20 protein-coding genes and 1 riboswitch are annotated in these 21,224 nt (G+C 73.4%); of the genes, 8 read left to right on the top strand and 12 right to left on the bottom strand.

The annotated features are described in order from the left end of the window. Positions 1-69: 69 nt before the first annotated feature. The 4 genes from ACFXMG_RS23280 to ACFXMG_RS23265 are packed head-to-tail and all read right to left on the bottom strand — an operon-like array spanning position 70 to position 1,935. Positions 70-207 (bottom strand): hypothetical protein, encoded by a 138-nt coding sequence (locus ACFXMG_RS23280; RefSeq protein WP_383815705.1) that lies wholly within the window; start codon positions 205-207, stop codon positions 70-72. Further along, the gene (locus tag ACFXMG_RS23275; protein ID WP_383815707.1) at positions 204-1,322 is read right to left on the bottom strand and encodes a radical SAM protein; all 1,119 of its coding nucleotides are present in this window, start codon (positions 1,320-1,322) and stop codon (positions 204-206) included. The genes ACFXMG_RS23280 and ACFXMG_RS23275 overlap by 4 nt, the downstream gene beginning before the upstream one ends. Further along, positions 1,310-1,639, bottom strand: coding sequence for a hypothetical protein (locus ACFXMG_RS23270; protein ID WP_383815710.1), 330 nt, complete (start codon positions 1,637-1,639; stop codon positions 1,310-1,312). Before ACFXMG_RS23270 ends, ACFXMG_RS23275 begins: the two co-directional genes overlap by 13 nt. Then, entirely contained in the window at positions 1,639-1,935 is a 297-nt protein-coding gene (locus ACFXMG_RS23265) for a hypothetical protein (RefSeq protein WP_383815712.1), read from the bottom strand. The genes ACFXMG_RS23270 and ACFXMG_RS23265 overlap by 1 nt, the downstream gene beginning before the upstream one ends. A gap of 117 nt (positions 1,936-2,052) precedes the next feature. Here ACFXMG_RS23265 and ACFXMG_RS23260 point away from each other — a divergent pair, with 117 nt between their 5' ends. Both ACFXMG_RS23260 and ACFXMG_RS23255 read left to right on the top strand, forming a co-directional pair. Continuing rightward, positions 2,053-2,799: a helix-turn-helix domain-containing protein gene (locus ACFXMG_RS23260; protein ID WP_383815714.1), complete on the top strand. Its 747-nt coding sequence runs from the start codon at positions 2,053-2,055 to the stop codon at positions 2,797-2,799. 2 nt (positions 2,800-2,801) lie between these two features. Beyond that, a complete protein-coding gene (locus ACFXMG_RS23255) occupies positions 2,802-3,272 on the top strand; it encodes an NUDIX hydrolase (RefSeq protein WP_383815717.1) in 471 nt (156 codons plus the stop codon). A 25-nt stretch (positions 3,273-3,297) separates the two neighbouring features. Here the strand turns inward: ACFXMG_RS23255 and ACFXMG_RS23250 are convergent, their stop codons facing one another. Beyond that, positions 3,298-4,428 (bottom strand): cobalt-precorrin-5B (C(1))-methyltransferase, encoded by a 1,131-nt coding sequence (locus tag ACFXMG_RS23250; protein WP_383815720.1) that lies wholly within the window; start codon positions 4,426-4,428, stop codon positions 3,298-3,300. 15 nt (positions 4,429-4,443) lie between these two features. On the opposite strand from ACFXMG_RS23250, the gene ACFXMG_RS23245 reads away from it, so the two are divergent. Next, positions 4,444-5,184: a cobalt-precorrin-6A reductase gene (locus tag ACFXMG_RS23245; RefSeq protein WP_383816078.1), complete on the top strand. Its 741-nt coding sequence runs from the start codon at positions 4,444-4,446 to the stop codon at positions 5,182-5,184. A 37-nt stretch (positions 5,185-5,221) separates the two neighbouring features. Beyond that, on the top strand, positions 5,222-6,826 hold the full coding sequence (locus ACFXMG_RS23240) for a serine hydrolase (protein WP_383815723.1): 1,605 nt from the start codon (positions 5,222-5,224) through the stop codon (positions 6,824-6,826). Between the two features lie 39 nt (positions 6,827-6,865). On the opposite strand, the gene ACFXMG_RS23235 is transcribed toward ACFXMG_RS23240, so the two are convergent. The 4 genes from ACFXMG_RS23235 to ACFXMG_RS23220 all read right to left on the bottom strand — a co-directional run bounded on the left by ACFXMG_RS23235 (position 6,866) and on the right by ACFXMG_RS23220 (position 11,801). Beyond that, the gene (locus tag ACFXMG_RS23235; protein WP_383815725.1) at positions 6,866-8,311 is read right to left on the bottom strand and encodes a PA14 domain-containing protein; all 1,446 of its coding nucleotides are present in this window, start codon (positions 8,309-8,311) and stop codon (positions 6,866-6,868) included. 127 nt (positions 8,312-8,438) lie between these two features. Further along, positions 8,439-9,935 carry a precorrin-2 C(20)-methyltransferase gene (locus ACFXMG_RS23230; RefSeq protein ID WP_383815727.1) on the bottom strand — a complete coding sequence of 499 codons (1,497 nt, stop codon included), beginning with the start codon at positions 9,933-9,935 and terminating at the stop codon, positions 8,439-8,441. After that, entirely contained in the window at positions 9,932-10,567 is a 636-nt protein-coding gene (locus ACFXMG_RS23225; protein ID WP_383815729.1) for a precorrin-8X methylmutase, read from the bottom strand. The genes ACFXMG_RS23230 and ACFXMG_RS23225 overlap by 4 nt, the downstream gene beginning before the upstream one ends. A gap of 13 nt (positions 10,568-10,580) precedes the next feature. Then, positions 10,581-11,801: a cobalamin biosynthesis protein CobG gene (locus ACFXMG_RS23220; protein ID WP_383815731.1), complete on the bottom strand. Its 1,221-nt coding sequence runs from the start codon at positions 11,799-11,801 to the stop codon at positions 10,581-10,583. 79 nt (positions 11,802-11,880) lie between these two features. After that, positions 11,881-12,017: riboswitch (cobalamin riboswitch) on the top strand. Between the two features lie 38 nt (positions 12,018-12,055). Between ACFXMG_RS23220 and cobN the strand changes: the two genes are divergently transcribed. Continuing rightward, complete coding sequence (gene cobN / locus ACFXMG_RS23215; protein ID WP_383815732.1) at positions 12,056-15,700, top strand: cobaltochelatase subunit CobN; 3,645 nt, start codon at positions 12,056-12,058, stop codon at positions 15,698-15,700. Positions 15,701-15,706: 6 nt separating this feature from the next. Here cobN and abc-f read toward each other — a convergent pair whose 3' ends face one another. Both abc-f and ACFXMG_RS23205 read right to left on the bottom strand, forming a co-directional pair. Continuing rightward, the gene (abc-f, locus tag ACFXMG_RS23210; protein ID WP_383815735.1) at positions 15,707-17,308 is read right to left on the bottom strand and encodes a ribosomal protection-like ABC-F family protein; all 1,602 of its coding nucleotides are present in this window, start codon (positions 17,306-17,308) and stop codon (positions 15,707-15,709) included. 109 nt (positions 17,309-17,417) lie between these two features. Next, complete coding sequence (locus tag ACFXMG_RS23205) at positions 17,418-17,765, bottom strand: DoxX family protein (RefSeq protein WP_383815737.1); 348 nt, start codon at positions 17,763-17,765, stop codon at positions 17,418-17,420. Between the two features lie 92 nt (positions 17,766-17,857). Between ACFXMG_RS23205 and ACFXMG_RS23200 the strand changes: the two genes are divergently transcribed. Next, a complete protein-coding gene (locus ACFXMG_RS23200; protein ID WP_383815739.1) occupies positions 17,858-18,298 on the top strand; it encodes a MarR family winged helix-turn-helix transcriptional regulator in 441 nt (146 codons plus the stop codon). A gap of 436 nt (positions 18,299-18,734) precedes the next feature. Here the strand turns inward: ACFXMG_RS23200 and ACFXMG_RS23195 are convergent, their stop codons facing one another. Then, complete coding sequence (locus ACFXMG_RS23195; protein WP_383815741.1) at positions 18,735-19,709, bottom strand: S8 family peptidase; 975 nt, start codon at positions 19,707-19,709, stop codon at positions 18,735-18,737. A 141-nt stretch (positions 19,710-19,850) separates the two neighbouring features. On the opposite strand from ACFXMG_RS23195, the gene ACFXMG_RS23190 reads away from it, so the two are divergent. Further along, positions 19,851-20,825 carry a DUF1648 domain-containing protein gene (locus ACFXMG_RS23190; protein WP_383815744.1) on the top strand — a complete coding sequence of 325 codons (975 nt, stop codon included), beginning with the start codon at positions 19,851-19,853 and terminating at the stop codon, positions 20,823-20,825. 2 nt (positions 20,826-20,827) lie between these two features. Further along, positions 20,828-21,184, top strand: coding sequence for a GntR family transcriptional regulator (locus ACFXMG_RS23185; protein WP_383815747.1), 357 nt, complete (start codon positions 20,828-20,830; stop codon positions 21,182-21,184). Positions 21,185-21,224: the final 40 nt, after the last annotated feature.

Here is a 21,224-nt window from a genome sequence, read left to right as displayed (position 1 = left end):
GGGTAGTGGTGCGGGGGCTCCGGACGGAAGAACGGTCCGGAGCCCCCGCGGATCTGTGCGGCCGGTCGTCTACCGGTACGGGTTGTCGTCGTTGCAGCCGGGGACGGCGCCCTCCGTCAGCACCTCCAGGTCGTCCAGGAGGACGACTCCCTCGGGTTCCTGCGGGGCCGGTGGCCTGGGTCCGATCTCCACCATGACAGTGGTCATCGCGTTTCCTCGCTTCCGTGTCGGCAATAGGTGTCGAGTGGTGCCTTCGCCTCCTGGTACGCCTTGGCGAGCGGTCGGCAGACCCGGCAGGTGCCGGAGAGCCGACAGCCACCGCAGCCACCGGTGCGAAGCATCTGGGCATCGGCGATGCCGGGCAGACGGAGGAGTCCGTCCAGGCCCTCGGTCATGAGGTCGACGGGGTTCTCGCGACCGACCTTGCACATGGTCGCGAGGCCGTGCGGGTCGACGTGGAAGAAGGTGTGGCCTGCGGGGCAGCCCTTGAATACGCTGCTCTTGTCCAGGAATCCGGGGGCCTGCGCGGCCAGGGGCTCGGGTGTGCCCGTGTACGTCGGGGAGATGGTCCCGTACTCCTGGCGGCCTGCCCCGTACCGCTTGGCGAGGGCCCGCATGGCATCCAGCTCGTGGGCGTTGTGCCGGGTGATGATCAGTGCCAGTTCCAGTGCGATGCCGGCCTCGCGCGCCGCGACGAGCCCCTTCTCGACGAGATCGAACGCTCCCGGCCTGCGGGTGAGCGAGTCGAAGCTGTCGGGGGTCGCCCCGTAGAGGGAGACGGTCACCTTGTGCGGCGGCAGGTCGCGCAGGAGGCCGGTGATCTCGGGGCGGTGGAGCCGGGAGCCGTTGGTCAGGATCTCGACCAGCATCCCGGAGCGGTGGGCGAGCGCGTACGCCTTCATGAAGTCCCGGTCGATCAGCGGCTCGCCGCCCGTGAACTGGAGCCACAGCACCCCGGCATCCCGCAGCAGGTGCAGGAGCCGGACCTTGTCCGGCCAGGGCAGTCCCTCGAACTTCCGCTCGGCGAGGTAGCAGTGCTCGCAGTTGAAGTTGCAGCCCTTGTTGATCTCGTACGTGGCCCGGCCGTACCCGAGGCCGGTATCGCGGCGTACGAGAACGGCGTCCCGCATCACCGCGCCCGCCAGGTCCACGCCCCAGGCGGTGCGGGCGTGGTCGATGAGCCAGACCGGCAGAGGACGGCTGCTCTCGGCGGTCGAAGCCAGTTCTTCGTACAGCGCCCGGGGGATGCGCATTCCGCCTTTGGAGCCGGGGCGGGCGATCAGGAACGTTCCGTTGTACGGGCTCGCGATCAGCTGGTGCACGCGACCTCCTCCAGGGCGTCTTCCCAGGTGTGCTGGTTGGTGTGGTCGGCGAACAGACAGCAGCCCTCGCCGTCGGGCTCAGGGCCGGCCACCGGGCAGTCCGGCAGCACGACGAGTTCCGTCTCGTGCGGACCGCGCCAGCGGAGCCACAGCGCGGTCCCGTACGCGTCGGCGTCGGTGAGGAGACCGAAGTGCTCACCGTCGTCGTGCGTGGACAGTTGGCACTGCACCGCCTTGTCGATGTAAGGGGCGGCTGACTTCTCCTGTGCTTCCCTTGCCAGGTCGAGGGGCACCCGGCGCCAGTGCGCGCACCGCATCACGACACCATCCGGAAGGTTGCGACGGCATTCCGTTCCCGCGTTGCGCACCGGGGGCAGACGCACGGCGGGTAGCGGCCCGGGTTCTCCGGAACCACCGGGTCCTCGCCCACCCGTACCTCTGTACGAGGCCCCCACGTCTGCCCGGAGTCGCGGGAGACCCGCAACGTCATCCGTACGTCGTGTCTGTCGAGGAAGGGTGCGCCGATCTCGCCCACGACACTGCCGATGCGTCCGGTCCTCTGGTCCTTGGCCAGTTCACCGATTTCGGGGCCGGCCTGCTGCTTGCTCGCCATGCGCATGAGCATGCTGCCGTTCACGAGGACGTCGGAACCTCCACCGAACCCCACTTCGGGACGTCCCGCGTCAGGTAGAACGTCCCTGGTGCCGTCCCAAGAATCAGGGGGAGACTCATGCCGAACGAGAGGCTTCGTGCCGTTATGGCGGACGGAGGCTGGACGTACGCCACCTTCGCGGAAAAGGTCGACGTAGACCCCAAATCTGTGGAGCGATGGGTCAATCTCGGCCGTACGCCACGCCGTGTCACAGCCATGCGGGCGGCAGAGACCCTAGGAGAAGACGTGCACGCACTCTGGCCGGCACTTCGGCAGGCGCGCGCGGCGCGAGCGATCAGCCCGGAACTCGTGACGCTCTACGAACAGAGGGCGAACGTCCCCGTGTCAGCGTTCGTCGACATGCTGGCCCAGGCGCGCGAGCGCATCGACGTGCTGGTGTACGCCGCCGTCTTTCTGCACGAGGCGTATCCCCGTCTCGACGAGCTCTTGAAGGAGCGGGCCGCAGAGGGCTGTTCGGTCCGGATCGCGGTGGGCGATGCCGAGAGCGAGAACGTCCGGGCGCGCGGTCAGGAGGAGAGGTTCGGCCACGGCATCGAGTCCCGCTGCCGACTGGCGCTCATGCACTACCGGCCCCTGATCGACGTGCCCGGCATCGATGTCCGGACCCACGGCACGACGCTCTACAACTCGCTCTACCGCGCCGACGATCAGTTGCTGGTCAATGCCCACGTCTGGGGCGTCAACGCGTACGGGGCGCCGGTGTGGCATCTTCGGCGAAGCGGTGAAGGCGGGATGTTCGACACGTATGCCGGGAGCTTCGACGCGGTGTGGTCCGCGGCGACGCCCGTGCGGGACGAGGGGTGAGTATGGCGCGGACCGAGTACTACGACGAGCCGAACGCGCCCGAGCCGAACAGGATGGTCGTCGCGGCTTCGGCTGTCGTCACCGACGAGCGGGGGTGCATCCTGCTTCAGCGGCGGCGTGACAACGGTCTGTGGGCCCTGCCCGGCGGGGGTATGGATCTCACCGAGTCGCTTCCCGGCACGGCTGTCCGCGAGGTCAAGGAAGAGACCGGCTTGGACGTGGAGATCACGGGGCTGGTGGGCACGTACACCGATCCGAGGCACATCATCGCCTACACGGATGGCGAGGTGCGCCGGCAGTTCAATGTCTGCTTCACCGCGCGGATCGTCGGCGGAGAACCGGTGATCTCCGACGAGTCGACGGAGCTGCGGTTCGTTCCTCCGGGCGAACTGGACCGACTTCCGATGCACCCCACGCAGCGGCTCAGGATCAGCCACTTCCTGGAGCGCCGCGAGCAGCCTTATCTCGGCTGACCCTGTTTTCGGTCTTTCGATGGGGTTACGGGCCTGCCGGCGTCGAGCGGCCGACTACGGTGCCCGCTCGGTCGATGGCGATGACGTCTACCGTGACCGGGGCGCCGCGCAGGACCGCCAGGGCTTCGTCTCGGGCTGTGGTGGCTACCAGGTCGCCCAGGGGGACGGCGGCGGCTTCGCAGAGGCGGAGGGCGGCCAGGCCCGTGTTGGCGGCGGCGATCTCCTTCGCCAGGGCGTCGGGCGCGCCGGCCGTGCGGGCCAGGTCGGCCAGGAAGGTTTTGTCCACCTGGGAGCGGGCCGAGTGGAGGTCCAGGTGGCCGGCGGCCAGTTTGGAGAGTTTGGCGAAGCCGCCGCAGATCGTGAGGCGGGCTACCGGGTGGCGGCGGATGTATTTGAGGACCGCGCCCGCGAAGTCGCCCATGTCGAGGAGGGCGATGTCCGGGAGGTCGTAGAGCTGGGTGACCGTGCGTTCCGAGGTGGAGCCCGTGCAGCCGGCGACGTGGGTGAGGCCGCCCGCGCGGGCCACGTCGACGCCTCGGCGGATGGAGTCGATCCAGGCCGAGCAGGAGTACGGGACGACGATGCCGGTCGTGCCGAGGACCGACAGGCCGCCGAGGATGCCGATGCGGGGGTTCCACGTGGAGCGGGCGATCTCCGCGCCGTCGTCGACGGAGATCGTGACCTCGACGTCGCCCGGCGCGCCGTGCGCCGCCGCGACCCTCGCCACGTGGTCCCGCATCATCTGGCGCGGGACCGGGTTGATCGCCGGTTCCCCGACCTCCAGGGGCAGGCCGGGGAGGGTGACCGTGCCGACGCCCTCGCCCGCGCGGAACACGACGCCGGAGCCGGGCGGCAGGAGGCGTACCGTCGAGCGGATCACCGCGCCGTGCGTGACGTCCGGGTCGTCGCCCGCGTCCTTCACCACCGCCGCCATCGCCGCCCTGGCGGTTCCCGAACCCGTCAGGGACTCCGCCGTCAGGGCGAAGGACGGGGTCTGGCCCTTCGGCAGCGTGATCGTCACCGGGTCCGGGAAATCGCCGGTGAGCAGCGCCGTGTACGCGGCGGTCGTCGCGGCCGTCGCACAGGCACCGGTCGTCCAGCCGGGCCGCAGACCCGTGTGCTTGAGTTGGGCCTCGCGCCCGCCGCCGGTACTCACGAAGAGGCTCCTATGCTGCACGTACTCATTCTCGGAGGGACGACCGAGGCCCGCGTCCTGGCGGGGCTGCTCGCCGGCGAGGTGCGGGTGACCAGCTCCCTCGCGGGGCGGGTCGCCGCGCCCCGGCTGCCGGCCGGGGAGGTGCGGGTCGGCGGGTTCGGCGGGGCCGAGGGGCTCGCGGCGTGGGTGCGGGAGCACGCCGTGGACGCGGTCATCGACGCCACCCATCCCTTCGCCGAGCGGATCAGCTTCAACGCGGCCCGGGCGGCCGCCACCGCCCATGTTCCCCTGCTGGCGCTGCGCCGCCCCGGCTGGGTCCCGGGCGACGGGGACGACTGGCGTGACGTGGGCTCCCTGGAGGAGGCTGCCGCGGCACTTGGTGCGCTCGGCGGGATCGGTGACCGGGTGTTCCTGACCACCGGCCGGATGGGGCTGGCCGTGTTCGCGGAACGGCCGGAGTGGTTCCTCGTACGGTCGGTGGACGCCCCGGAGGGACCCGTACCCGCCCGTCTCGAAGTCCTGCTGGACCGGGGGCCGTTCACGCTGGAGGGCGAGCGGGAGCTGATGGCGCGTCACCGGATCGACGTGCTGGTCACGAAGGACTCCGGCGCCGCCGCGACCGCCCCGAAGCTCGCCGCCGCCCGCGAGGCGGGGATCCCGGTGATCGTCGTCCGGCGGCCGCCTGTCCCGGAGGGCGTACCGACGGTGGCGACGTCTGAGGAGGCGGCCGGGTGGGTACGGGGCGGCCTGGCGTAGGGCTGTCCGCGCGACAGACCACCCCGTCCGGCGTTCAATGGAAGGCGTGGCTACCGTTCGCTCGGCTACCTTTCGCTGGCTTGTCGCGACCGGGCTGGCGGCGCTTCTCGGCGCCACCGCGCTCGCCCCGAGCCCCACGCCCACGCCCGCGCCGACGCCTCCGCCGAATCAGCCCCCGCCCGAGCTCGGCGCCGCCGATGTGCGGCGGGCCGTCGACCGGCTCGACGGGGTGGTCGAGGCGGCGATGAAGCGCACCGGCGTGCCGGGCGTGGCCGTCGCCGTCGTCCACGACGGGAAGGTGCTGCACCTGAAGGGGTACGGCGTGCGGAAGGCGGGCGAGAGCGCCGCCGTCGACGCCGACACCGTCTTCCAGCTCGCCTCCGTCTCGAAGCCGATCGCCTCCACGGTCGTCGCCGGCGCCGTCGGCGTCGACGGCTGGTCGCAGCCCGTCGCGCCGCACGTGCCGGGCTTCCGCCTCAAGGACCCGTGGGTCACCGATCACGTGACCGTCGCCGACCTCTTCTCGCACCGCAGCGGGCTGCCCGACCACGCCGGCGACCTGCTCGAAGACCTCGGCTACGACCGGCGGTACATCCTCTCCCACCTGCGGTACGAGCCCCTGGCGCCGTTCCGCGCGAGCTACGCCTACACCAACTTCGGCCTGACGGCGGCCGCGCAGGCCGTCGCCGACGAGAAGGGCGTGCCGTGGGAGAAGCTGGCCGAGGACGTCCTCTACGAGCCGGCCGGCATGGACTCGACCAGTTCCCGCTTCGAGGACTTCGAGAAGGCGAAGGACCGGGCCTGGGGCCATGTAAAGACCGGCGGCGGTGGCGAAGGCGAGGGCGTGTGGAAGCCGGAGTTCGTCCGCGACCCGGACGCGCAGTCCCCGGCCGGCGGGGTCAGCTCCACCGCCCGCGACATGGCGCTCTGGCTGCGGCTCCAGCTCGCGAACGGCGAACTCGACGGCAAGCGGATCATCGCCGCCGACGCCCTGGAACGCACCCACTGGCCCGAGGCGGTCTCGAACCCGCCGAGCGCCCCGGCCGCCCGCACCGGCTTCTACGGCCTCGGCTGGAACGTGAGTTACGACGACGCCGGCCGGCTCCGCCTCTCCCACACGGGCGCCTTCGCCGAAGGCGCGCACACCAACGTGACGATGCTGCCCGGCGAGCAGCTCGGCATCGTCGTCCTCACCAACACCGCGCCGGTCGGCGTCGCCGACGCCGTCGCCCTCGACTTTTTCGACATCGCCGAGACCGGGAAGATCAGCCGTGACTGGATCCCGCTGGTCGACGCGGTCTACCAGGCGCAGGAGGACGAGGGCCGCTCGGACACCGACTACGCCCGCCCGCCGTCCGGCGCCGAGCCCGCGCAGGACGCCGACGCGTACGCGGGCACGTACACGAGCGACTACTACGGGCGCGCGGAGGTCGTGGCCGGTGAGGACGGCGCGCTGACCCTCCGCCTGGGGCCGGAACCCCAGGCGTACCGCCTCACCCACTACGACGGCGACGTCTTCAGCTTCGAGACACGCGGCGAGAACGCCGTCGGCCGCACCGGAGTCACCTTCACCGGAGACGGAAAGACCTTCACCGTTGAGTACCTGAACGGCGAGGGCCTGGGCACCTTCACCCGGGAGTAAGCCCCCGGGAGTACGCCCCCGGGTGTCAGCCCCCAGACGTCAGCTGTCGCTCGGGATGTCGAGTTCGCTCAGCTCGGTGACCTCGACCCAGTCCAGACCCGGGTCGTCGAAGGAGATCCGGTTGTTCGCGGTGTCGATGGCGACCACGCCGTACAGCACGTGCTCGCCGTCCGGCGCGCTCTCGTGGAGGTAGGACGAGGCGGCGGACGTCAGGTACTCGACGTGGTGGGCGACCCAGACGAGGTCGCCCGCGCCGTCCTCCATCTCCACGGCCTTGTAGACCTCGTACAGCTTGACGTCGGACTCGGGGTTGGGCGTCCACTCCAGGAGGACGCCGTCCTCGCGCGGGGTCGCCTTGAGGCCGGCGACCGGGGCGGGGGCGGTGTGGTCGTCGTGGGTGGCGGTGACGGCGGTGCGGGCCGAGGCGTTGCCCGCGGGGTCGACGGCCGAGACCCAGTAGGTGTAGCGGGTCCGCTCGGCGGCGGTGCGGTCCGTCCAGGTGGTGGCGGTGACGCCGGACGCGACCTGGGTGGCGGGGGTGGTGGTGCCGGTGCGCTGCCGGTGGACGGTGTACTTCGCCGCGCCCGCGACCGGCCGCCAGGCCAGGACGACGCCGGTGGCGCCGTCGGTCGCGGTCACGCCGGCCGGGGCGGCGGTCGGGGTCCGGTCCGCGGAGACGACCGTCAGGTCGGCGCCGCCGGGGGACTCGTTGCCGGCCCGGTCGACGGCGCGGAGCTCGTACACGTACGTCTGGCCGGTCGGCGGCGGGGAGTCGACGTGCGCGCGGGCGGTGACGAGCGCGGTGGCGCCGCTGACCTTCGCCCAGGTGGCGGAGGTGCTGAGGCGCCGGTAGACGCGGTAGCCGGCGAGGTCCATCTCCTTGTTCGCCGCCCACTTCAGCGTGGTCCTGTTGAGCGCGCGGTCGTAGACGGCGGTGGCGCCGGCGGGTGCCAGCGGGCGGACCTTGTCGGCGGTGGCGGTGGTGAGGGGCGCGTAGGCGAACCTGACGTTCGCCGTGCCCGTCCAGGCGACGTGGTCGACGCGGAGGGTGTGGCGGCCGGCGGGGACGGTGAGGTTGACCGTCTTCCGCTGGTTGACGGTGACGTTCTTCCAGAGGTCGATCCTGCGGACGCCGTCGAGGTAGACGCGGATGCCGTCCTGCGTCTCGGCGGCGAACGAGAAGGGGCCGCCGGAGCCGAAGTCGCGGGTGAGCGTCCAGCGGACGGAGAAGTTGTCCCTGGGCAGGGTGACGCCCGCCGGGTCGCCGAGGCCGTAGTTCTCGGCGATCGCGGCGTCGCAGGCGGTCAGCTTCGGGGTGCCGGTGAGGGTGGTGTTGGCGAAGTACTCCGCCTTCCACAGGGGGGACGCGCAGGTGACGGCCGCGGCGGCCGGGGTGGCGGTGAGCAGGCCGCCGGAGGCGGCGAGCGCGGCGGTGGTGGCCAGCGCGCAGAGGCGGTGACGAGTCAGCACAGGGCGGGTCAGCACAGGGAGGGGCCCTTTCCGGACCTGGAGGGAGGAGGCAGAAGCAGATCGAACGGCGAACGCCTGTGTGACCCACGAGGTGGGGGGAGGGTTGCCCCCTCCCCCCACCAACCTCTCCCTACGCGCCCCCTCAGCCGTACCGCCGCGGCGTCCACGTGATCGTGCGCCCGTCGCCCCGGTCGACCGCCCTGGTCTGCGAGGAGCCGATGAGCAGCAGGGTCCGCATGTCGACCTCGGAGGGGTCCAGGGTCTTCAGGGTCAGGACACGCACCGACTGCTCCGGGCCGCCGACGTCGCGGGCGACGACCACGGGGGTGTCGGGGGAGCGGAGTTCCAGGAGGAGGTCGCGGGCGGCGGCCACCTGGTGGGTGCGGGACTTCGACCCGGGGTTGTAGAGGGCGAGGACGAGGTCGGCCCCGGCGGCGGCGCGGAGGCGGTCCGCGATGACGTCCCAGGGCTTGAGCCGGTCGGAGAGCGAGATCGTCGCGTAGTCGTGGCCGAGCGGGGCGCCCGCCGCGGCGGCGGCCGCGTTGGCGGCGGTCACCCCCGGGAGGACCCGTACGGGCACGTCCGCGTACTCCGGCTCGCAGGCGACCTCCAGGACGGCGGTGGCCATGGCGAAGACGCCCGGGTCGCCGCCGGAGACGACCGCGACCTTGTGCCCGCGCCGGGCCAGGTCGAGGGCGAACTCGGCGCGCTCCGACTCGACCTTGTTGTCGGAGCCGTGCCGGATCTGGCCGGGGCGCAGCACCGGCACCCGGTCGAGGTAGGTGGTGTAGCCGACGAGCACGTCGGCGTTGACGAGGGCGCCGCGCGACTCGGGGGTCAGCCAGGGTGCCCCGGCGGGGCCGGTGCCGACGACGGTGACCTCGCCCGTCTCCCGTACGGGATTCTCCTGATCGATACGGGAGGGGAGGACGGCGACCGAGAAGTAGGGGACGGTCGACGGGTCGACGTCCGCGAGCCGCTCCGTCCGCTCGCCCGCCATGAACGCCCGCTCCACGTACCGGGCGTCGTCCAGCCGGCCCGCCCGCTCCAGGGCCCGCTTCACCGTCGGGAAGGTGCGGCCGAGCTTCATCACGACCGCCGAGTCCGTGCCCGCGAGGCGGGCCGTCAGCTCGTCCTCCGGCAGGGTGCCGGGGATGATCGTGAGGACCTCCTCCGCCTCGCACAGCGGCTCGCCGAGCCGCGCGGCGGCGGCGCTGACGGAGGTGACGCCGGGGATGACGGTGGTGTCGTACCGGTCCGCGAGCCGCTTGTGCATGTGCTGGTAGGAGCCGTAGAAGAGCGGGTCGCCCTCGGCGAGGACGGCGACCGTGCGGCCCGCGTCGAGGTGGGCGGCGAGCCGGGCCGCGGCCTCCTCGTAGAAGTCGTCGAGGGCGCCCCGGTAGCCGCCGGGGTGGTCGGTGGTCTCGACGGTGAGCGGGTACATCAGCCGCTCCTCGACGTGGTCCTCGCGCAGGTGGGGCGCGGCGATGGAGCGGGCTATCGAGCGGCCGTGCCGTGCCGAGTGGTAGGCGATGACGTCGGCCTCGGCGATGGCCTTCACGGCGGCGAGGGTGAGGAGGTCCGGGTCGCCGGGGCCGAGCCCGACGCCGTACAGCTTGCCGGTGGCGGGGGCGCTCATGCCTGGATCTCCGGTTCGTGCGCGAGGGCGTTGAGGGCGGCGGCGGTCATGGCGCTGCCGCCGCGCCGGCCGCGGACCACGAGGTAGTCGAGGCCGAGGTCGTTGGCGGCGAGGGCGTCCTTGGACTCGGCGGCGCCGATGAAGCCGACCGGGATGCCGAGGACGGCGGCGGGCTTCGGCGCGCCCTTCGCGATCATCTCCAGGAGGTGGAAGAGCGCGGTGGGGGCGTTGCCGATGGCGACGACGGAGCCTTCGAGGCGGTCCCGCCACAGTTCGAGGGCGGCGGCGGAGCGGGTGGTGCCGAGCTCGGCGGCGAGGGCGGGTACGGCCGGGTCGGAGAGCGCGCACAGCACGTCGTTGTCGGCGGGCAGCCGCTTGCGGGTGACGCCGGAGGCGACCATCTGGGCGTCGCAGAGGATGGGGGCGCCGGCCCGGAGCGCGGCGCGGGCGCGGGAGACGACGTCCGGGGAGTGGGCGATGTCCCGCACGAGGTCGGTCATGCCGCAGGCGTGGATCATGCGCACGGCGACGGTGGCGACGTCGTCGGGCAGCCCCGCGAGGTCCGCCTCGGCGCGGATCGTGGCGAAGGAGCGGCGGTAGATCTCGGCGCCGTCTTTCTCGTACTCGTACATCCTCAGCTCTCACTCATCTCGTACGGGCCGCCGCCACGGCTTCGGCCAGGGCGGTACGGGGGACGGGGGCGCCGTCCAGCAGATACGTGTCGGGGTCCCGGGCGGTGACCTCGATCCAGGTGCCGTGCGGGTGTCCGCAGCGGCGTTCGCACCCGGAGTAGTGCACGGGCAGCGGCCCGCCGGGCGCGCGCGCCGCGTCCGCCCGCACGTCGGCGAGGGACTTGGCGCAGCCGGGCGTCCCGGTGCAGGCGGTGACGCCGGTGCCGGGGGCGTCGGGCCGGGTGATCAGGCCGTGCGCCTCCAGGGCGGGGAGCCGCCCGGCGCCCGCCCCGACGACGACGGCGCCGCGCCAGGGCGTGAGGCGCACCTCGTCGGCGCCCTCGGCGAGGGCCCGCAGCTGGGCGGCGGTGAGCCGGCCGAGGGGGGCGAGGACATGCAGTGCGTGGCCGCCGAGCGGACCGGGTGCGGGCGGGAGCGCCGAAGGGGAAGGAAGGGACGGTACGGGCTCCGCGGTGATCCCCGCCCTGGCCAGGGCGCCGCCCCACTCCGGAAGCAGCCCGGCGGGAAGCTCGCGCGGGCGCCACGCGCCGGTGCCGGCGGCCGCGTCGAGGAAGGCGAGGGCGCAGGCGAGGGCGGCGGGGACGGCGTCGGCGGCGGACAGCCGGAAGGTCCGGGAGCCCGCCGTCAGGAGCGCGGCGCCGTCCGGTGCTGCGATCAAGGTCACATCGCCGCCGAGGCCGGTCACATCGCCGCGCCCGTCGTCGAGGACGAAGAGGAAACGCCCGGAGAGGCCCGCCGCGCGGGGCTCCGCGCAGAGGGCCGCGTCCAGCTCCCGCACCCACAACTGCACGTCCGCGTGGCCGAGTCCGTCGAGCCCGGCGGCGGGCGAGGCCACGATGTTGCGGACCCGCTCGTGCGTCGGGGACGGCAGCAGCCCCGCCGCCCCGAGCACCGCGGCCAGCTCCGCCCCGCACCCCTCCCCGAGCCCCCGCAGCTCCGCGTTCCCCCGCGAGGTCACACTGACCCGCCCGTCCCCCAGAGACGCGGCGGCCCCCGCCAGCACCTCCACCTGACGCGCCGTCAACCGCCCCCCGGGCAGCCGGAGTCGAGCCAGGAACCCGTCATCGGCGCCATGCAGACGCAGCGCCCCGGGGCACGCGTCGCCACGGTCCCGTATGCGGGGTTCGCCCGGTTCGGGCGTCGTGGGTGGGGTCGGCGGCATGGCGGCGAGCATACCCACGGGGAACCGGACGACCACCGGGTGTGATCCGGCCGACTCTCCGGCCCCCTCCGGCGCGCCGACCGCACGATCTACTATGCAGATCGGCATGGGGTCCCAGGACCCCGGGGAGGAAGCCCGGTGAGAATCCGGCGCGGTCCCGCCACTGTGAGCCCGTACCGGGGACGGTTCGGGTGAGTCAGGAACTCCCGCCGTCCATACGACCACCCGGGGCGCGGACAACCCCGAGGAAGGGCCTGAGCCTCGCCATGCTCCTGCTGCTGTCGCACTCCGACACCGACCTGCTCAGTGCCCGCGCGGCGAACGCTGCCGCGCCCGAAGGGCCGGTCGCGTACCGCTTCGCCAATCCCTCCCGGCTTCCGCTGGGTGACCTGACCGGGCTCCTCGACGGGGTCGAGCTCGTCGTCGTCCGGCTGCTCGGCGGGGTCCGCTCCTGGCAGGAGGGGCTCGACACGCTCCTCGCGAGCGGAAAGCCGGTCGTCGTGCTCAGCGGCGAACAGGCACCCGACGCCCAGCTGATGGCCGCCTCCACCGTGCCGATCGGCGTCGCCACCGAGGCGCACGCCTACCTCGCCCACGGCGGACCCGGCAACCTGGAGCAGCTGGCCCGCTTCCTCTCCGACACCGTGCTGCTCACCGGCCACGGCTTCGAGGCACCGGCCGCCGCCCCCACCTGGGGCCCCCTCGACCGCGCCGAGCGGAACGGGACCGGACCGGTCATCGCGGTGCTCTACTACCGCGCCCACCACATGAGCGGGAACACCGCCTTCGTCGGCGCCCTCTGCGACGCCATCGAGGACGCCGGGGCCCGCGCGCTGCCGCTGTACGTGGCCTCCCTGCGGGCCCCCGAGGAGGAGCTGCTCGCCGTCCTGCGCGGAGCCGACGCCATCGTCACCACCGTCCTCGCCGCCGGCGGCACCAAGCCCGCCGCCGCGCAGGCGGGCGGCGACGAGGAGGCGTGGGACGCGGGCGCGCTCGCCGCGCTCGACGTGCCGGTGCTCCAGGCGCTCTGCCTGACCGGCTCGCGCTCCGCCTGGGACGAGAACGACGAGGGCCTGTCGCCGCTGGACGCAGCCAGCCAGGTCGCCGTCCCCGAGTTCGACGGGCGGCTCATCACCGTCCCGTTCTCCTTCAAGGAGATCGACGCCGACGGGCTGCCCGCGTACGTCGCCGACGCCGAGCGCGCCGCCCGCGTCGCCGGCATCGCCGTCCGCCACGCCCGCCTCCGGCACATCCCGAACGCCGAGAAGAGGCTCGCGCTCGTCCTCTCCGCGTACCCCACCAAGCACTCCCGCATCGGCAACGCGGTCGGCCTCGACACCCCCGCCTCCGCCGTCTCCCTGCTGCGCCGCCTGATCGCCGAGGGCTACGACTTCGGCCCCGAGGCGGACCTGCCGGGCCTCGTCTCCGGCGACGGCGACGAGCTGATCTACGCCCTCATCGAGGCCGGCGGCCACGACCAGGACTGGCTCACCGAGGAGCAGCTGGCGAAGAACCCGGTCCGCATCCCGGCCGCCGACTACAAGCGCTGGTACGCCGAGCTGCCCGCCGAGCTGCGCGAGCAGGTGGAGGAGCACTGGGGCCCGGCGCCCGGCGAGATGTTCCTCGACCGGTCCCGCAACCCCGAGGGCGACATCGTCCTCGCGGCCCTGCGGCGCGGGAACCTCCTCGTGCTCATCCAGCCGCCGCGCGGCTTCGGCGAGAACCCGATCGCGATCTACCACGACCCCGACCTGCCGCCCTCCCACCACTACCTGGCCGCCTACCGCTGGATCGCGGCCCGCGCGGAGGACGGCGGCTTCGGCGCCGACGCGATGGTGCACCTGGGCAAGCACGGCAACCTGGAGTGGCTGCCCGGCAAGAACGCCGGCCTGTCCGCCGCCTGCGGCCCCGACGCGGCCCTCGGCGACCTGCCGCTGGTCTACCCGTTCCTCGTCAACGACCCGGGCGAGGGCACCCAGGCCAAGCGCCGCGTCCACGCCACCCTCGTCGACCACCTGGTGCCGCCGATGGCCCGCGCCGACTCGTACGGCGACATCGCGCGCCTGGAGCAGCTCCTCGACGAGTACGCGCAGATCTCCTCGATGGACCCGGCGAAGCTGCCCGCGATCCGCGCCCAGATCTGGACCCTGATCCAGGCCGCCAAGCTCGACCACGACCTCGGCCTGGCGGAGCGGCCCGACGACGACGGCTTCGACGACTTCCTGCTGCACGTCGACGGCTGGCTGTGCGAGGTCAAGGACGCCCAGATCCGCGACGGCCTGCACGTCCTCGGCGGCGCCCCGGAGGGCGAGGCCCGGGTCAACCTGGTCCTGTCCATCCTCCGCGCCCGCCAGATCTGGGGCGGCACCCAGGCCCTGCCCGGCCTGCGCGAGGCCCTCGGCCTGGACGAGTCGGCCGCGACCCGCACCACCGCCGACGAGGCGGAGGCGAAGGCCCGCGAGCTGGTCGAGGCGATGGAGGCCGCCGGCTGGTCCGTCGACGCGGTCGCGACCGTGGCCGCCGCGCACGGCCCGGACGTGCACGCGGTGCTGCGCTTCGCCTGCGAGCAGGTCGTGCCGCGCCTCGCCGCCACCACGGACGAGCTGGGCCACGCCGTGCACGCCCTGAACGGCGGCTTCGTCCCGGCCGGCCCGTCCGGCTCGCCGCTGCGCGGTCTGGTCAACGTGCTGCCGACCGGCCGGAACTTCTACTCCGTCGACCCGAAGGCCGTGCCGTCCCGGCTCGCCTGGGAGACCGGCCAGGCGCTCGCCGACTCCCTCCTGGAGCGGTACCGCACCGACAACTGGGGGTCCCCCCGCCCGGAGGGTGGGGGAGAGTGGCCCACCTCCGTCGGCCTCTCCCTGTGGGGCACCAGCGCCATGCGCACCGCCGGCGACGACGTCGCCGAGGCGCTCGCCCTGCTCGGCGTCCGCCCGCTGTGGGACGAGGCGTCCCGCCGCGTCAACGGCCTGGAGCCGATCCCGGTCGCGGAGCTCGGCCGCCCGCGCGTCGACGTCACCCTGCGCATCTCCGGCTTCTTCCGGGACGCGTTCCCGCACGTCATCGGCCTCCTCGACGACGCCGTCCGGCTGGTCGCGGGGCTCGACGAGCCCGCGGAGGACAACTACGTCCGCGCCCACGCCCAGGCCGACCTCGCCGAGCACGGCGACGAGCGCCGCGCCACCACCCGCATCTTCGGCTCCCGCCCCGGCACCTACGGCGCGGGCATCCTCCAGCTGATCGACTCGCGGGACTGGCGCACCGACGCCGACCTCGCCGAGGTGTACACGGTGTGGGGCGGGTACGCGTACGGGCGCGGGCTCGAAGGACGCCCGGCGCGCGCCGAGATGGAGACCGCGTACAAGCGGATCGCGGTGGCGGCGAAGAACACCGACACCCGCGAGCACGACATCGCCGACTCGGACGACTACTTCCAGTACCACGGCGGCATGGTGGCGACCGTCCGCGCGCTGCGCGGCACCGCCCCCGAGGCGTACATCGGCGACTCGACCCGCCCGGAGACCGTCCGCACCCGGACCCTGGTGGAGGAGACCTCCCGGGTCTTCCGGGCGCGGGTGGTCAACCCGCGCTGGATCGAGGCGATGCGCCGCCACGGCTACAAGGGCGCGTTCGAGCTGGCCGCGACCGTCGACTACCTCTTCGGTTACGACGCCACGACCGGGGTCGTCGCCGACTGGATGTACGACAAGCTCACCCAGGAGTACGTCCTCGACGAGACGAACCAGGCGTTCCTCAAGGAGGCCAACCCCTGGGCCCTGCACGGCATCGCGGAGCGCCTCCTGGAGGCCGAGTCGCGCGGCATGTGGGAGAAGCCGGACCCGGAGACCCTGGCCGCCCTGCGCCAGGTGTTCCTGGAGACGGAGGGCGACCTGGAGGGTTCCGACGACTAATCGCGGCTAGCTGTTCACGAGGGCCTGGGCCGGGGCCAGTTCGAGGCGTCGGCCCGGGAAGCGCGCGCGGAGCCGGCGGTCGTGGCTGACGATGACGAGAGTGCCCCGGTAGGTCGCGAGGGCGGCCTCGATCTCCTCCACGAGGGCCGGTGCCAGGTGGTTGGTCGGCTCGTCGAGGAGCAGCAGGTCGGCCGGGGCGGTCACCAGGCGGGCCAGCTCCAGCTTGCGGCGCTGGCCCGTCGACAGCAGGCGGACCGGGGTCCCCAGGTCCCGGGCGGCGAACAGCCCGAGCGAGAGCAGCTCGTCCTCCCGGCCCGCGCCGAAGGCTTCGCCGACCGTACGGGGATCGGTGGGCGGGGCCGTGTCCTGACGGAGCAGTCCGACCCGGCGCGGAGCCCTCACGGTGCCCGCGTCCGGGGCGAGTTCACCCGCCAGGACCCTGAGCAGGGTCGTCTTCCCGGCGCCGTTGGGCCCGGTGACGAGCAGCCGCTCGCCCGGTTCCATGCGCAGGGTGACCGGCGCGAGGCGGCCCTCGATCCCGGCCCCGGTCAGCTCCACGGCCGCGCCCTCGCCCGCCTCCGCCAGGTCCGCGCGGAAGCGCAGCGGCTCGGGCGGCGGCGGCACCGGGTGCTCGGTGAGCCGGGCCAGCCGCTCGCGGGCGGCGCGGATCCTGCTCATCGCCCCGTGCGCCCGTGACCGGGCCCGGAAGGCGCCGGCCCCGCTGAACGCGGCGGGGGCCTTGCGCGGGATGGCCGTGAAGCGGTCGATGGCGCTGTCCGCGAGGGCCCGATGGCGGGCCAGTTCCTCCTTCCACTCCTCGTACTCCCGCGCCCTGCGGGCCCGTTCGGCCGCGCGCCCGGCGAGGTAGCCCGCGTAGCCGTCGCCGTAGCGGCGCAGCGTGTGCCGGTCCTCGTCGACCTCCAGGACGGAGGTGGCGACCCGGTCGAGGAAGGCGCGGTCGTGGGAGACGGCCACGACGGTGCCCCGGTGGGTGCGCAGCCGCTCCTCCAGCCAGGCGACGGCCTCGTCGTCGAGGTCGTTCGTCGGCTCGTCGAGCAGCAGCAGCTCGGGGTCGGCGGCGAGGACGCCGGCGAGCGCGAGCCGGGCCCGCTGTCCGCCGGAGAGGGTGCCGAGCGGCCGGTCCCGGCCGGGCGGCGCGGTCTCGCCGAGGCGGCGCAGCACGGTCGCCACGCGCCGGTCGGCCCCGGCGCCGCCGCGCGCCTCGTAGGCGGCGAGCAGGGACGCGTACCGGTCGAGCCCGGCGGGGGTGAGGGCGCGCTCCGCCTCGCGGATCTCCCGCTCCAGCTCCCGGATCTCCGCGAGCGCGTGGTCGACGGCGTCGCCGACGGTCGCGGTCGCGGGGAGGTCGAGGGTCTGGGCGAGGTGGCCGAGGCCGCCGGGGGCGTCGACGGCCACGGTGCCGTTGTCGGCGGTCTCGAGGCCGGCGAGGAGCCGGAGCAGGGTGGACTTCCCGGAGCCGTTGTCCCCGACGACGCCGAGGCGCTCGCCGGGCCGGACGGTGAGGGAGACGCGGTCGAGGACGGTCCGGTGGTGGACGTACCGGTCGTCGTAGCGCTTGGTGACCTCGGTGAGTTGTGCACGGAACAAGGGCGGTCTCCTGCCGTCGGGGAGGCGAGACGGGGCGTCTCGTTGAGTAGACGGTAGGGGATGTGGGGGGAGATCGCAAGACGGTGCGTCTCGTCTCGCGGGTAAAGGTCTAGGAGCTGGCTATGCGCAGCACCAGTGCGGCCGCCGGGAGGACGGTGAGGACCAGGACCGGCGCCAGCTCGTAGTCCTTCGCCCGGAGGTGGGTGATCAGGGCGCCGATGAAGTAGAGGACCAGACCGAGAGCGGCGGCCGCGCCGAGGGCCGGGACGGCGAGTCCGGCGAGCAGGCCGAGCGCGCCGGCGGCCTTCGCCGCGCCGAGCCAGGGCATCCAGGCGTCCGGCACCCCCAGCTTCGTCATGGTCCCCGCGACGGCGGGGTTGCGGGTGATGGCCATGAACGCGGAGGCGGACATGGCGAGGGCGAGGAGGACGGCGAGGGCGGCGTAGGCGATGAACATGGTGGAGCTCCAACGGTCTGGGGACGACAACCGTTGAAGAGTAACAACGATTTATCTCGCTCCACAATGGAGTTGTTGTTACGGTGGACGGCATGGCAGCCCTTCCGACCGACCGGCTCGGTTTCCTCCTCTCCTTCCGCGGAGAGCTGACGAGCGTGCGCATCCGCTCCGCCCTCGGTGTCGCCGGGCTGCATCCGCGCAACGCGATGACGCTGATGCGGCTGGCGGCGGCGCCGATGAGTCAGCGGGAGCTGGCGGCGGCGATGGAGGTCGACCCCAGTCAGCTGGTCGCGATACTCAACGAGTTGGAGGCGGGGGGGTTGGCGGAGCGGCGGCGGGATCCCGCGGATCGGCGGCGCCACATCGTCGAGATGACCCCTGCGGGGTCGGCGCTTCTGGAGCGGGTCGATGAGGCGGTGGCGGAGGCGGAGCGCGAGCTCTTCGCGAACCTCACCCAGCCGGAACAGGCCCTGCTACGGGGCCTCCTGGACCGCGTGGTGGTCGACCCGGGGTCCCACGAGTGCGGCGAGTAACGCTGCTGCCGTTTCGTTGTGGGCATACGTTCCGCTAGGGCGGAACGGGTGGGCACAACGGAACGGCACCCTCTGCGGGTGCCTCCGCACGCGTCCCTGACCCGCACCACAAGCGCACCGCGCTACGGGTGCGGGTTCAGGCGCGGAAAGCCTAGGCCCGGCAGGGGGCGCCGTCCCGTGTGCCCACCCGTCCCGCCCCTAGCGGGACGCATGCCCACACGGAGGTGCAGCGGGGAGGGCGCCGTCCCGTGGGCGCGGGCACGCGGAGGTGCGGCGAAGGGCGCCGTCCCGTGGGTGCGGGCACGCGCGGGGGTGGGTGCGGCCCGGGGCGCCGGCCTGGGGGCGTGGGCACCCGCGGGGGTGCGGCGGAAGGGTGCCGTCCCGCACGCGCGGGGGTGCGGCGGAGGGTGCTGTCCCGTGGGTGGTGGGCCGCACGTTAGTTCTTGGTTGCGGCGGCTGACTTTGCCGCTGCTGTTGCGTTGACGTTGCCCAGGCCCAGTTTCAGGTTGTTCGTGGGGTTGCTTGCCGTGTCTCGGATCGTCTGCATGATCTGGGTGGGGTTCAGGCCCTGTTGGTGGAGGAGGGCGGCTACGGCGGAGACGTAGGGGGAGGCCATGGAGGTGCCGGAGAGCTTGCCGTAGCCGGTGGTGTTCTTGAGGGTCTCCTTCGCCGTGTAGGTCGGCAGGGTGGAGAGGATGTCGACCCCGGGCGCCGCCACCGCGTTCTGCGCGCCGAAGTTGGTGAAGGAGGCCGGCTGCCCGTTCTGGTCGGCCGCGTTGACGACGAGGACCGGGGTGTCCACCTCGTACGGCTGGAGCACGGTCGAGTCGTTGCCGGCCGCGGCGACCACGACCGCCCCCTTGCCGTTGGCCACCGAGATCGCCTCGTTGAGGACACCGCCCTTGAGCAGCCGGGCCATCAGGCCGGACTCGCCGAGGGAGAGGTTGATGACGTCCGCGCCGTGCTGCGCGGCCCAGACGATCCCCTTCGTGATGTTCGCGTCGCTGCCGCTGCCGTCCGCGCCCAGCACCCGTACCGGCATGATCTTCGCGCCGGGCGCGCCGCCCGCGATCCCGACGCCGTTCTCGGTGTGCGCCGCGGCGATGCCGGAGACGTGCGTGCCGTGCCCGTTGAGGTCCTTCGGCTCGTCGTCGCCGTCCACGAAGTCGTAGCCGTCGACGAGCCGTCCCTTGAGGTCGGGGTGGTCGGGGTCGACTCCGGTGTCGACGACGGCGATGACCGTGTCGTCGCCCTTGGCCGTGCCCCACGCGTCGGGCAGCTTCAGGGCGTCCAGCGCCCACTGCTGACTCCGCATCGGGTCGGGCTTGTCGTCGTCGCTGCCGCAGCCGGTCGCGAGGGCGGCGGTGAGGGTGGCGAGGGCGGTGAGGGCGGCGGCGGACCGACGGCGCATGAAGACTCCCCAATCGACGGCATTCGTCAGTATTTGACCTAGTCAACAACTCCGGATGCGGCCCCGCATCCGGAGGCAACAAGGACGGCAGCCCGCCGAAACCCGCATTGTTCTAGTAGAGTGCGAACAAGGGAGGTTTTCATGACCACTGCTCCGCACTCCGCCGCACTCCGCGTCCCGCTCCGCCTGCGCGCGCTCGCCGCGCTCCCCTTCGTCCTCGCCGTCGCCGTCTACCTGGCACTCTTCGCCGTCCGGTCCGACCGGCTGCCCGACCCGCTCGCCACCCACTTCTCCTTCGGCGGCGAGGCCGACGGCTTCACCGGCCGCACCGCCTTCGCCGTCGCCGGTACCGCGCTGCTGCTCACCCTCGGCGCCGGCTGGACCGCCTTCGTGCGGCGCGACGCGCTGTGGGGCGCCTGGCTGACGGCCGGTCTCGTCGGCGCGCTGCTCTGCCTCGTCGTCGGCGACAACGTCGACGTGGCCGACCCCGCCCGCGTCGTCTCGCCGTTCTCGAACCTCGCCGTCGCGGCGGCCGTCGGAGGCGTCCTCGCCCTCGCCGGACACGCCCTCTCCCGGCTCACCCCGCCCGAGGACCCCGCGAGCGACCGGGACGGCGGGGGCGTCGACCACGACGCGCCCCGCCTCGACCTCGGCGCCGGCGAGGTCGCCGGCTGGTCCCGCGCGACCGCCTCCGGCCCGCTCACCGCGCTCGGCCTGCTCCTCCTCGCCGGAGGCGCCGTCGCCGCCCTCCTCGGACCGTGGCAGCTGCTCCTCGTCACGATCCCCATCGGCCTCCCGGGTCTCGCCCTCGCACGGGTCCGCGTCAACGTCGACCGGCACGGCCTCACCGTCCGCTCCACGCTCGTCCCCCGGCCCCGCGTCCACGTGCCGCTCGCCGACATCGCCGGCGCCGACGTCCGGGACGTGGACGCCCTGCGCGAGTTCGGCGGCTGGGGCTACCGGGTCCGCGCCCACCGCACCGGAGTGATCCTCCGCTCCGGCGAGGCGCTGGTCGTCCGGCGCGCGAACGGGCGCGAGTTCGCCGCCACCGTGCCCGACGCCCGGACCGCCGCCGCCCTCCTCAACACCCTCGTCGAGCGGCGTGGAAGGCTCTGACCGTGCTCTTCCGTGTCGACCCCGCCTCCGCCGTCCCGCTCGGCGACCAGATCGCCGCCTGCGTCCGCGGCGCCCTCGCCGACGGCACCGCCGTGCCCGGCGAGCGGCTCCCGGCCGCCCGCGAGCTCGCCGACTCTCTCGGCGTCAACGTCCACACCGTCCTGCGCGGCTACCAGCGGCTCCGCGAGGAGGGCCTCATCGAACTCCGGCGCGGCCGCGGCGCCCTCATCGTCCCCGGCGCCACCGCCCCCGACCGCGCCCGCCTCGTCACCCGGCTCCGCGAGGCCGCCGCCGAGGCCCGCGAACTGGGCCTCACCGACGAGGAGTTCCTCGACCTGGCCCGCGCCGGACTCCAGTAGCCCCGACCCGACCGACCCTGGTAGTCCCGACCCGACCCTG

The organism is Streptomyces sp. NPDC059201 (assembly GCF_042754585.1).
Lineage (GTDB): Bacteria > Actinomycetota > Actinomycetes > Streptomycetales > Streptomycetaceae > Streptomyces.
The sequence above is the reverse complement of the archived record's forward strand: the minus strand, read 5'-3'. Positions and strand labels throughout refer to the sequence as shown.